Raw genomic sequence first — 11,779 nt, 5'->3', positions numbered from 1 at the left:
TATGTCGAAACTTGCCTTAGTCACAGGCGGCAGTGGCGGACTGGGTGCCGCCATTTGTCGCAAGCTAGCTGAATCGGGATATCGCGTAATTCTGACTTACAACAGTAATCAGAAAGCGGCCGAGGATGTGCTTTCCTCGCTGCCACGTAACGAGCATCTAGCATTCAAATTGAACGTGGCAGATTCTAGTGCGATTGAACAGCTTAAACATCAAGTCAGTGAAATAAGCGACAAGCTGGATTTGTTGGTCAACTGTGCGGGGATGACGAAATTCGTCGCGCACTCTGATTTGCAAAGTTTAGATGACCAGCTGTTTGACCAAATTTTCCAAGTGAACGTCCGTGCGCCTTTTGCCATGGTTCGAGCGTTTGAGCCTTGGCTTAAGCAAGCCAATGGTTGTGTGGTGAACATTACTTCTATCGCGGCACAGACTGCGATGGGGAGCAACATTGCTTACTGTGCAAGTAAATCTGCCGCGGAGAACATGACCCGTTCTTTAGCTCGCGCTCTGTCTCCCGAGGTTCGAGTTCTGGCTGTTGCTCCAGGGCTTGTCGACACTGAGTTTGTCAAAGGCTTGGATGACGCATGGCGTAATCAACAAGAACAATCCACACCGCTTAAGCGTTTAGCCAATGATGAAGAAGTCGCTCAAGCCGTGTACGCCGCGGCAGATCTTCTGACCTTCTCGACAGGCAATACCATCGCGGTTGATGGTGGGCGACCTTTAGGTCTGTAACACACTTTCGGTTTGTAACTAACTTTAGGTTTGTAACTAACAATTCAAAGGCTAGGTCCAAACAAGGACAACAAGGATTTACAATGACTCTACAATCTAAAATGAATAATAATCTGGTCCGCTACATGGAACTGATTCCGGGTACGAGTGCGTTTATTGATGCGCGCACGCCAGGCAGTGATCTGAAAGATAACTTCTGCATTATCGGTGCTGGGGTGGCAGAAAGCAGTCGTCAGCATGTTCATATTCGCGATACGGCGGGCTTTAACATTGGTGCCGCAGGCCAACCGCCGGGCATCAAAAATTCGTTGCACTCTCATCGTACCGCCGAGCTTTTCTTGGTGTTCAAAGGTCAGTTCCGTTTTTATTGGGGGAACGATGGAGAGCATGAGGCGGTGTTGTCTCACGGTGACGTCATCTCGATTCCAACCAATCTCTTCCGTGGATTTGAAGTGGTTGGCCGCGATTACGGCTTTATGTTCTCGGTACTTGGCGGCGACGATTCAGGTGGCGGCGTTATTTGGCATCCAAACGTTATTAAAGACAGTCAAGGTTATGGTTTATACCTCAAAGCCGATGGCACACTCGTGGACACCATTAATGGCGACCCGGTGCCACAAGAATCAGAATTGATGCCGCTGCTTACCGAAGAAGAGCTCGCGACCTTCGATACCTACACCGCAGAAGAGATGATGCCATTTGTCGCTCTGCAAAAAGATTATCGTGAAATCAAAGGCGATTTCGGCGGAAGCAACGTGAAACAATACGCCTTAACGGGTCATCCTTTGGCGAGTTATGACTTCCAAGTAAAGAGTGAAGATGAAGTGAGCATCATGGCTTATGAGCTTTCTGAAGGTGGCTCGATTCCTCAACACTGCCGAGAAGAAAAACAAGTACTTATCAACTTTGATGGCGATACAGAGGTGGTCCTCACGCATCAAGGCGAACAAGCTAATGTTGTTTTAACGCGCGGTGATGTGCTGAATGTTCCAGAAGGTGCGTCTTATTCACTGACGAACTTGCGTGGTAATAGTTTGACGTATTGCATTCTTGGGTCTGATCAACCAAAGCCGCTGGCAGGAGAATAAAATGACGCAACCCACCTCGTTAGTTTGGCTACCCGGACTACTTTGTGATGGCACATTGTTTGAGGAAGTCAACCGAGCGTTGCCAAGTTGGGTTGAGCCTTCATGCCCGACGCTGGCCTCATTGCCGTCAATGGAACAGCTGGCGCAGAAAGTGTTGCAAGACGCACCGCAGGAGTTTGTCTTGGGTGGCCTATCAATGGGTGGGATTCTTGCCTTTGAGGTGTACCGCCAAGCGCCAGATAGAGTCAGAGGTTTGGTGCTAATGGACACCAACGCGGCGGATGAAAAGCCAGAGGTGACACAAAAGCGCGACGCACTGGTTAGTCGAGCGTTAAGTGGTGAATTTGAAAGCATTACGCCTGATACTCTAATGCCTGTGCTGATTCATCCAAGCCGTTTGCAAGACAAAGCGTTAACTGAGCGTATAGAAGGCATGGCGGTCAATGTAGGTTTGGAGGCATTTGAAGCACATGCTAAAGCGTTAGCAACTCGCCCGGATGCTCGACCTTTATTGGCGGACATTCAAGCTCCTACGTTGGTGATAACAGGTAAAGAAGATAAGCTTTGTCCGCTAGACAATCATCTGCTTATGGAGCGATGCATCCCAAACGTCACGCTTCATGTTATCCCTGAGTGTGGGCATCTATCTACGCTTGAGCAGCCTTTAATTATTAGTGAAGTGATGACTACTTGGCTTCAAGATAACTTTGCTTAGTGTTGATAAGAACTTCATCACTCACCACCTTAAGGTTACTTGGGTATAGGTGGTGAGCGATGAGTATTATCAGAAGTAGTAGCGAATACCTGCCGCGAATTGATCATCACGGTTTTCGAATTTGCTGCCATCGTACTGATCTTTACCTAGGTCGAACTGGTATTCAGTCCAAACTAGGAATTTGTTCTTCTGGAAGTGGTATTCAAGACCAGGAATCAGCAAGTTACGCTCGTAGCCTTGTGTCTCGTCACCGCGATCTTCCATGTAGTTGTAGTTCAACGTTGGGCGTAGGCCGTTATCGAAGTGGTAGTAAGTGTAGATTTCGCCACCTAGGGTATCGAACATTACGTCCGTACCGCCTTGGCTCACTGCTTCCCAGTTTTCGCCAACGTGGAAAGTCGCACCCGCGTAGAAGCCGCCGTTGCTGTAGTTCGCGCCCAATAGCATGATGCGCATGTTGTCGCCGTTTTCTACGCCAACTACGCTTGCGTCTAGATCCGCAACTTCATTTTGATGGTAAGCCGCACCCAGTGTTACGCCATCAACGGGTTTGTAAGTGATCGACGCACCCATGCCGTTTTTCAGTGAGGCTGTCGCATTGCCTGCTAGAGCAACATCTTCACGCGTGGTTTGGTAAGTAAAGCCGTAGCTCACTTTTTCATTGATTGAATTACGGTACGTAATTGAGTTTTCTGCACGACCAGCACCGGATGCGATACCCCAGTCAGCTAGGTTGTAAACACCTGAGCCACGAGTACCGAATACACGACCTAAATCGGTGTACCATGCTACGTCGTAGAAGGTAGACCACTGCTTAGTACCCGCAGCAATCTTGCCGTATTTTTCGTGATCAACACCTGCGTATAGCAAGCGGTCGTAAATGTTGTCGCCGTTCGCGCCAGAGTTGTAGCCCCATTCCGCGTGACCGAAACCAGTCCAGCCGTTATCCAGACCCATTTGGCCTTTCAAACCGAAACGTGAGCTGCCGCTGTTCCATTCGCCGTTGTCATCACCGCCACGGTCTTGGTAGCGAAGATCGAAACGGCCATCGATGGTTAGGCTGTCGCCAGCGTCATTAACAAAAGTGTGTGCAGCAAAGGCTGAGCTAGAAGTAAGCGCTGCTAAAATCACTGCAGAAAGGGTCGACTTTTTCATCATCAATCTCATTATTCAGGGCGCAGAAAGCCACCGTGCGTTCATGCCCGTTTTGAATAAGGGTTCTATCTTGAGGTTGTGCCCCATCCTTGAGGCACGAGTTGGGAGCATGTCACCTGAACCGAGAGGGGATTCAGGCAACATAAAGGCGGGTTGACAATCCGCCCCTAGGACTTCTTATAGAGAAGGGTTTAGGATCTGTTGAGTACGCTCGAACACGTCTAGACCTTGCTGTTTTAGCCAGTAAGGAAGGTCGATCAGTACCCAGTTCTCAGATAGCTTGTCGCCGTCACGGTAGTAAACGTCAACCACTTGCATGTCTGCACGTACTTCACCACCTGTCATACCTAGGAAACCACCGATTGGCGTGTTAGATAGGTTTGGCCAGCCGAAGAAACAAGAGAAGTTACCTTCTGCGAAACGACATACGTGGCCGTTAAACTTCTTGTCTTTCAGGTTGTTACGGAACGGCAATTGGTGCTGCTGTTGGTAACGAGGAATTGTGTAAGACGCACCGATACCACATGGACCGTACCAGATCATGTCTTTAGACCAGCTCTTCTCAAGAACTTCTGGTGGGCAACCCATAGCGCCGCTGTCGTTTAGTGCAGATAAGTCATCAACCATCTTGTTCACTAGTGCTAGTGTTGCTACGCCTTCTTCTGGTGCTGCGTCTTCGAACAGTAGACCGTCGTGGTTACGAGGACCAGGGTATACGAAGTGCTTACCTGTTGATGGTGGTAGTGGGTAACAACCCGCTTGGTCCATCGCGCCTAGAAGGTCTAGGAATAGGCCAGTCTTAGTGATCTTGCCGTTTTCAACACAGTTAAATTCTGCGTAACGGATGTTCATGATTTTACCAGTTGGGCGCATGCCTAGGTATTCAGCGTCGAATAGACCCATGAAGTGACCCATACTCATTACCCAGATTTCACCTGATGTTACTTCGTTCTCACCACCGATGAAGATGTCTTGACGACGCTGCATGCGAGTCATTGATTTCATCAAAGGAGCCCAGAAAACGTCAGCCGCTGCTTGAGCGCCTTGTTGCTCACGGAATGGGTAAACCCCACGCCATAGGTAATCTTCTGACGTGTGTGCTTTTAGTACTTCTGCTACGTTCTCGTGAGTTGCGTTTTCCATTGCGCTGAAGTATTCACGTACAACGCGTTTCGCTTCTTGATATTTAGACATAATAAACTCTCTGATTTGCTGTCGAGTCGGCTTTGGGAACAGGACTCGAAATTAAGTTTTTTCATCCGGCCGGGGAGCCAGCCGGAGTTTTTGAAATTCAGTTACGCTTTTACTGCTTCGGCTTTTTTGCTCTTATCGAACACGCCGCCTTTTAGTGTCTCTGGCAGTGATAGCCATAGAAGACCTGCAAGGATCCATACGATTGGTGAACCCCACATTGCGGTTTGTAGGTCGGTACGCTCTTGGATGAAGATAAGTACCATTGGTGCCCACATACCGAGGATACGACCGCCGTGGAATAGCGCCGCGCCGTAGCTACGTAGGTGTGCTGGGAACAGTTCTGAGAAGTAACCACCCCATACCGCTGAAGAAGACAGACCGAAGTTGTAAATCAGACCAAGTAGAGCCAGCATGTTTAGGCCGCCAATCACCATGTCGCCAGGTGCAACAAAGAAGATTGAAACCATGATGCCCGCTAGGATGAAGCCAAATGCGTTCACCTTACGACCGAATTTGTCAGCTACCCAACCCCAGAACCACGCACCAAACAGTGAACCAAATGCTGAGATAGAGAAGATGAGACCGATGGTTGCACCGTCGAACATACGTACATCACGTAGGTAAGTGGTTACGAAGCCACCAAAGAATTGGAAACCATAGAAGTTAAGGCCAGCCAGTAATAGACACGTTAGAGTGATCTTACGGTAAGGCTTGCTTAACATTTCGCCCCAAGAGCCTGTTTTCGCTGGTGCGTCTGATTCTTCCGCTTTTGCTTGTTCTTCTTCACCGTAAGCGATCACTTTGCTGTCGCTAGGTAGCACAAAGATCATGACCACAGCGGCTGCCAATGGTGGGATACCACCAACAAGCATTAGGCTTTCCCATGGTGCATCAATGCTTGCAATAAATGCTGCATACGCACCCATTACCATCAGTGCTACAGAGAACATAGAAGACGCGAATGCCGTCAACTTACCACGTACCGTTGGCGTAAATAGGCCGATCATCAAGCTTACTGCCACGGTGAAGTAACCACCCAGTGACAAACCAATGATGAAACGCATTGCTGCCCATGTTGTGTAGTCGGTGAACATCATATTGATGATCGTAGCGCCACCGTTTAGGGCTGTGATGGTAATAAGAGTGGATTTCTTACCAAATTTTGTTGCGAACCAAGCACAGCTCAATGCACCGATAAGTGCACCAACCGACTGCCATGTATAGAACTGGGCAGTGTCTGACAGGCTAATACCATCATACGCTTCAACGATGTATGGGCGTACGTAGTCAATAATTACAAAGTTATAACAATAGAAAAAGTAACCAACCAGTATCGCTAGATAGGCAGCTACCCTTTGAATCATAGGAACTTCGCTCATGTGTCTTTTGGCATTCATGACCGATAAACCTCTATTTCACTTAGGATTTGTTGCTATTCAAACTTAAAGAACACGATCTTATTGTGATCATCTTCGATTTCGTGTCGTGGTGAATCATAGTTTTTTTAAGGTCATTAGATCCGTGATCAATATCAATTTTAAAATGAATGCGTACCCAATTAGTGGTTTTTAGTGATGGGAGTCTCATTAAATCGGTCTTTTTGGCATTTTTGAATATATAACCGTCTATATTGGTGATTGTAGTCACAGTTATGGCGGGATTATCGTTTAGATATGCTTTTTTAAAGTAATATCCAAGCACAAATAATTAGCACCCAGAATTATGGAAACCCTGAAATGGTTACGTACTCAAGTTTTGTGGTGATTGCGTTATATGTAGCAATTACCATACTAATCAGCTATTTAGTGAATAAGCGCTACAGCAATGGTGGCGACTTTTCCACGGGTGGAAAGCAATTTGGTTGGTTTACGGCGGGTGTTTCGATACTTGCGACTTACATTAGTGCGATGACGTTTGTAGGGATGCCTGGTTGGGTTTATAGCTCTGGCATGGAAGCGATGAGTATTCACCTTAACTATCCCATCGTTATCTTTTTCACCGTCATTTTCTTTGTGCCTGTCTTCTATAAGCTGGGTCTGACTTCGATTTATGAATACCTTGAGCACCGCTTTGGGGTGTATGCAAGAACCATCAACTCGATTGTGTTCATTGTGGTTCAATGTATCTCTGCGGGTGTGATTTTGTATGCCGTGGCGCTGATCTTAGTGCAAGTTCTGCCTATCAGTATTTCTGAAGCCATTATCTACATTAGTATTTTCACCGCTTGCTATACCTATGCGGGCGGGATTTCCACGGTTATCTGGACCGATATGTTGCAATCTGCAGTATTGGTGGCAGGCAGCATCGCTATCTTTGCCATTCTAATGACAGAGATTAATGCGGCAGATTACCTTTCTCGTGATCACCTGAATATCATCAACTTAGACTTCGATTTAGGCGTAGATACCACACTCTGGGCAGGCGTGGTTGCCGTGAGCTTTTTGCATTTGAGTGTGTACGGCACCAACCAATTGATCATCCAACGCACGTTAGCGACGAGATGTGAAAAGACGGCGCAGAAGTCGATGCTGTTGTGTGGTTACGGTGCGTTTTTCGTGTACTTGTTCTTCGCGGTACTCGGTGTCCTTCTGAGTGTTTTCTATCAAGATCAATCGTTTGAAAACAGCAACGAAGTGATTTTGGATTTCGTCTTCAACCACACTAACCCAATCGTCGTTGGTTTGATCATTTCCGCATTGGCGGCGGCCGCAATGTCGACCTTGGATTCGACCTACAACTCGATGGCGACCGTCGCAACGTTCGATATCTACAAGCGTTTCGTTCGCAAAAGTGCCGATGATGAGCACTACGAAAAAGTCGCAAGAAAGATGAGTTTGCTTGCGGCGGCTATGGTGGTAGTGCCAGCTCTTCTGGCGGTATCGAATGAATCGGTACTCAAAACCATCGCTAGTCTGACTTCTATCTTTGTTGGTATCCGTTTGGGTTCATTCGTGCTTGGTTTATTCTGGGTGAAAGCCAATGAGAAAGGCGTGATCGTTGGCAGTATCATGAGTGTGATTGCGGTGTTTACTGCGATGTATCTCGACGTGGCTTGGCCGTGGTTCGCGCCAATTGGTACGTTCGTCTTCCTTTTGTTTGGTGTGTTAGTGAGCCGTCGTTGGGGCGCTGTGACTGCCGAGCAACAAATCTTTATCAATAATCAAAAACATCTTTTTGCAAAGCCAACCGCAAGCCATTATGGGCTGTTGGTGTTCGCTGTGGCGACCATCGCTGCTTGTATGGTTCTCCCTGATTGGCTTTATGCTGCATTGTCGTAATAGGTAAGTTTATGCTGTCCATCTTTGATATTTACAAGATTGGTGTGGGTCCTTCTAGCTCTCACACCAATGGTCCAATGATCGCGGGTTACCACTTCACTCGTTTGATTGAATCGAACTTGGCAAAAGTGGTTCGTATTCAAGTCGATTTATACGGCTCACTCTCGTTAACAGGGATTGGTCACCATACTGACCGTGCAACCATTTTGGGTCTGTTGGGTAACAAACCAGATACCATCAAAATCGCTTCTGCGAATAAAGCGATGCGCAAGGCGATTGAAGAGGGCATGATGTCTGTCGATGGCCGTCATGAAATCGAATTCAACTACAAAACGGACATGTTGTTCCATGAAGAGAACCTTCCTCTGCATGAGAATGGCATGACGATTACTGCGTTAGATGCGCATGGCAATCAGGTTGGGTTTGAAACTTACTACTCTATCGGTGGTGGGTTCATCGCAACGGCGGATGAACTGCAAAATGGCAGTGCGACTGCACCCGTAGAAGTAGAGTTCCCATTCTCCAGTGCAGACGAAATGTTGGCACAGGCTGAGAAGAATGGCATGAGCCTCGGCGGCATGATTCTGAAAAACGAACAAGCATTTCAGGATATGGAAGCCATTAATCAACGCGCAGAACAGATCTGGCGTGTGATGACGCGTTGCATGGAGCGCGGTTTCGAGACAGAAGGTATCTTGGATGGCGGCTTGAACGTGACCCGCCGTGCGCCTAACTTGCTGAAGAAGCTTGAAGCAAATGAAGCAATCGAAAACGATCCGATGGAAATCATGGATTGGATTAACCTGTTTGCTTTTGCTGTGAGTGAAGAAAACGCGGCTGGTGGACAAGTCGTAACGTCGCCAACTAATGGTGCGGCGGGTGTGATTCCAGCGGTATTGATGTACTACCATCGCTTCATCAAAGAGCTCGATACTAAACAGCTTAAAGACTTCCTTGCTGTATCCGGTGCGATTGGCATTTTGTACAAAACTAATGCGTCTATCTCGGGTGCCGAAGTGGGTTGTCAGGGCGAAGTTGGCGTGTCTTCTTCCATGGCGGCAGCTGGCTTGACCGCGCTGCGTGGTGGTAGCAATGAGCAAATTTGTATTGCGGCCGAGATTGCCATGGAGCACTCACTAGGAATGACTTGTGACCCAATTGGGGGCTTAGTGCAAGTTCCGTGTATTGAGCGTAATGCAATGGGCGCAATGAAAGCGATCAATGCTTCTCGTATGGCATTAAAGCGTAACAGTAAATGTTTGATCTCGTTGGATAAGGTGATTGAAACCATGTATCAAACGGGCAAAGACATGAACAAGAAATACCGCGAGACGTCACTGGGTGGATTGGCTTTGATCCACCTAGCGCCGCCTTGCGAATAATGAGTTAGGCACATCTAACCAACAAAAAAGCCGAAGCACTGAGATGCATCGGCTTTCCTTTTTTGGAGCGTTTATAACTTAGCTACGCGTTTGCTCACCTTTTGGTGTGCTTTGGATTGGTTGATAGTGCAAAATCACCATCGAGGTGGGTGACAGCAAGACTTCGCCTTCAGCATGTCCTGGGTTGAGGTTACGTACGTTTGTATCACAGATCGTCACCCACTCTTGCTTTCGCTCATTGGGGAGCTTAAAGCGCGCTGTGGCGTTAGTTTGGTTGATGAGGTAAACCAGCTCTTGCCCTTCTTTACCGATACCAAGGTGAAGTGCGACAGAGCTTAAACGGTTCCAATCATCGTGCTCCATTAAGCGACCGTCTGTACGGCGCCAGAAAATACGGTTGTTATTGCGATTCTCGCCACTGAAAGCTCGGATAAATGGCACCATGTATTGATTTCGGTTGGCGACCATTTGTGACATCCATGCTTTGAAATGTTGCTTACGTTCTGTCTCTTCCCAGTTCAGCCAACTGGTTTCGTTGTCTTGGCAATAGGCATTATTGTTACCGCCTTGGGTGTGAGACAGAACATCAGCAGTGAGAATGTGTGGGATACCGAAGGCAAACAGCAAGCTAGCAATAAGGTTGCGTTTTTGCTTCTCACGCGTGGCGATGATCATCAGATTTTCTGTCTCGCCTTCGACACCGTAGTTTTCTGAGCGGTTGTCACCGTGGCCGTCGCGATTTTCTTCGCCATTAGCTTCATTGTGTTTGTGCTTGTAAGACACTAAATCTTGCAGTGTGAAGCCATCGTGATACGTGATGTAATTTACGGTGAGTTTGTATGGCCAGTTCGCTGCACTATAAATGTCACGAGAGCCCATTAATCGAGTGGCAAACTCTTTTAAATAGCCTTGATCACCGCGCCAAAAACTGCGGGAAATATCACGCAGTTTGTCATTACATTCGTTCCAACCAAATGGAAAGTTACCCACTTGGTAGCCATTTGGACCAATATCCCAAGGCTCGGCAATCAATTTGGTTTCACGCAAAATTGGGTCTTGCGCAACGGCTTTAAAGAAAGCTGCTTCTGGGTTGTAATCATCGCCCTGTCGACCTAACGTTGCAGCCAAGTCAAAACGGAAGCCATCGACTTTAAATTCGCTAACCCAGTAGCGCAATGTATCCATCACAAGGTTTAAGGCTGGTTGGTAGGTGAGATCCACTGTATTTCCGCAGCCAGTGTAATTGGCGAAGTGGTTGCCATGTTTGATGTAAAAACAGGAGTCGAGGGCTTTCAGGTTGAAAATTGTAGGCCCTTCACCACCTTCAGCAGTGTGGTTGTAAACCACGTCGAGAATCACTTCGATGCCGTTTTTATGCAATTCGCGAATTGTTGTTTTTAATTCCGTAACGGCGTCTTGTTCTGCGTAGCGCGGATCGGGCACCATAAAGAGATAAGGGTTGTATCCCCAATAATTGACCTTTTCCATCTCTAGTAGGTGAGGCTCATGCATGCATGCTGCGACAGGTAGCAATTGCAGCGTGTTGATGTTTTGTTGTTCGTAAAAGGCCAGCATTTCAGGTGATGCAAGACCTAAATAGCGCCCCCTCAGCTTGTCCTCAACCTCTGGGTGGCGTTGGGTAATCCCTTTGACGTGCGTCTCAAACAACACCATCTCTTCTCTGGGTATACGCGGGTGATCCGTGTTTTGCCAGTCAAAATCATCTTCGATAACGACGCACTTCGGCATATCGAAACTTTTGGCTGGAGAGTAGGGAGGGTGATAGTGGAGGGCTTTATCTATTGATTTTGCGTACGGATCAGAAATTAACAGTGGCTCGTCCTTGTGGGAGACAAGATAACCGTATTTTTGCCCCGGCTTAATATCTGGAATAAAAGTATGACGTATGCCAGCGTATTCATTCGGTAAACCGTGAAGCTCGTAGCTGCCATTGTCTGCAAACAATGCCAGTTGAATGTCTTTTACGCCTGGAGCATGAATAGAGAAGTTACAGCCTTCTTTATTCAATGTTGCGCCCAGGGGGTAGGGGCGAGAGAGAAGTCGTGTCATCGGAGATACTTTATTTAATATTTATTGCTACCTTTAGGAAACTATAAGTTAAAAACTTTGTCTTACTAAGGTCAACCACCCTAAATATAAAAATATTCGTGTAATTTAATTACTTTATGTGACGGCTTAGAGTCAAAAATATGAAATGGCTATCACTTTGT

At 47.3% G+C, this 11,779-nt stretch carries 9 protein-coding genes; 5 read left to right on the top strand and 4 right to left on the bottom strand.

Features of this window, described 5'->3' with window-relative positions:
• Nucleotide 1 precedes the first annotated feature (1 nt).
• From R7M92_RS00955 to R7M92_RS00945, 3 genes are all read left to right on the top strand, one after another.
• A complete protein-coding gene (locus tag R7M92_RS00955) occupies nt 2-736 on the top strand; it encodes an SDR family NAD(P)-dependent oxidoreductase (RefSeq protein ID WP_025768659.1) in 735 nt (244 codons plus the stop codon).
• An 83-nt stretch (nt 737-819) separates the two neighbouring features.
• Complete coding sequence (locus R7M92_RS00950) at nt 820-1,824, top strand: cupin (RefSeq protein WP_025768658.1); 1,005 nt, start codon at nt 820-822, stop codon at nt 1,822-1,824.
• Between the two features lies 1 nt (nt 1,825).
• Nucleotides 1,826-2,539, top strand: coding sequence for an alpha/beta fold hydrolase (locus R7M92_RS00945; protein ID WP_025768657.1), 714 nt, complete (start codon nt 1,826-1,828; stop codon nt 2,537-2,539).
• A 69-nt stretch (nt 2,540-2,608) separates the two neighbouring features.
• Here R7M92_RS00945 and R7M92_RS00940 read toward each other — a convergent pair whose 3' ends face one another.
• From R7M92_RS00940 to R7M92_RS00930, 3 genes are all read right to left on the bottom strand, one after another.
• Nucleotides 2,609-3,694, bottom strand: a complete 1,086-nt coding sequence (locus R7M92_RS00940) for a porin (RefSeq protein ID WP_009706550.1) — start codon at nt 3,692-3,694, stop codon at nt 2,609-2,611.
• A gap of 177 nt (nt 3,695-3,871) precedes the next feature.
• Nucleotides 3,872-4,888 carry a nuclear transport factor 2 family protein gene (locus R7M92_RS00935; RefSeq protein WP_005374772.1) on the bottom strand — a complete coding sequence of 339 codons (1,017 nt, stop codon included), beginning with the start codon at nt 4,886-4,888 and terminating at the stop codon, nt 3,872-3,874.
• 101 nt (nt 4,889-4,989) lie between these two features.
• Nucleotides 4,990-6,285, bottom strand: coding sequence for an MFS transporter (locus tag R7M92_RS00930; protein WP_158173275.1), 1,296 nt, complete (start codon nt 6,283-6,285; stop codon nt 4,990-4,992).
• Nucleotides 6,286-6,624: 339 nt separating this feature from the next.
• Between R7M92_RS00930 and R7M92_RS00925 the strand changes: the two genes are divergently transcribed.
• Both R7M92_RS00925 and R7M92_RS00920 read left to right on the top strand, forming a co-directional pair.
• Nucleotides 6,625-8,166, top strand: a complete 1,542-nt coding sequence (locus R7M92_RS00925; RefSeq protein WP_025499426.1) for a sodium:solute symporter — start codon at nt 6,625-6,627, stop codon at nt 8,164-8,166.
• An 11-nt stretch (nt 8,167-8,177) separates the two neighbouring features.
• Nucleotides 8,178-9,548 carry an L-serine ammonia-lyase gene (locus tag R7M92_RS00920; RefSeq protein ID WP_017634477.1) on the top strand — a complete coding sequence of 457 codons (1,371 nt, stop codon included), beginning with the start codon at nt 8,178-8,180 and terminating at the stop codon, nt 9,546-9,548.
• Between the two features lie 78 nt (nt 9,549-9,626).
• Here the strand turns inward: R7M92_RS00920 and glgX are convergent, their stop codons facing one another.
• Nucleotides 9,627-11,618, bottom strand: coding sequence for a glycogen debranching protein GlgX (glgX, locus tag R7M92_RS00915; RefSeq protein WP_238843735.1), 1,992 nt, complete (start codon nt 11,616-11,618; stop codon nt 9,627-9,629).
• Nucleotides 11,619-11,779 lie beyond the last annotated feature (161 nt).

This window comes from Vibrio sp. Vb2880 (assembly GCF_033337975.1).
In the GTDB taxonomy this organism is placed as follows: domain Bacteria; phylum Pseudomonadota; class Gammaproteobacteria; order Enterobacterales; family Vibrionaceae; genus Vibrio; species Vibrio alginolyticus.
Note: the sequence above shows the minus strand (reverse complement) of the source record. Positions and strands in the feature narration are given on the sequence as shown.

Excerpts from the sequence above, each read along its gene's own strand:
- R7M92_RS00955 (WP_025768659.1), top strand. The coding sequence starts at position 2 with ATGTCGAAACTTGCCTTAGTCACAGGCGGCAGTGGCGGACTGGGTGCC.
- R7M92_RS00950 (WP_025768658.1), top strand. The coding sequence starts at position 820 with ATGACTCTACAATCTAAAATGAATAATAATCTGGTCCGCTACATGGAA.
- R7M92_RS00945 (WP_025768657.1), top strand. The coding sequence starts at position 1,826 with ATGACGCAACCCACCTCGTTAGTTTGGCTACCCGGACTACTTTGTGAT.
- R7M92_RS00940 (WP_009706550.1), bottom strand. The coding sequence starts at position 3,694 with ATGAAAAAGTCGACCCTTTCTGCAGTGATTTTAGCAGCGCTTACTTCT.
- R7M92_RS00935 (WP_005374772.1), bottom strand. The coding sequence starts at position 4,888 with ATGTCTAAATATCAAGAAGCGAAACGCGTTGTACGTGAATACTTCAGC.
- R7M92_RS00930 (WP_158173275.1), bottom strand. The coding sequence starts at position 6,285 with ATGAATGCCAAAAGACACATGAGCGAAGTTCCTATGATTCAAAGGGTA.
- R7M92_RS00925 (WP_025499426.1), top strand. The coding sequence starts at position 6,625 with ATGGTTACGTACTCAAGTTTTGTGGTGATTGCGTTATATGTAGCAATT.
- R7M92_RS00920 (WP_017634477.1), top strand. The coding sequence starts at position 8,178 with ATGCTGTCCATCTTTGATATTTACAAGATTGGTGTGGGTCCTTCTAGC.
- glgX (WP_238843735.1), bottom strand. The coding sequence starts at position 11,618 with ATGACACGACTTCTCTCTCGCCCCTACCCCCTGGGCGCAACATTGAAT.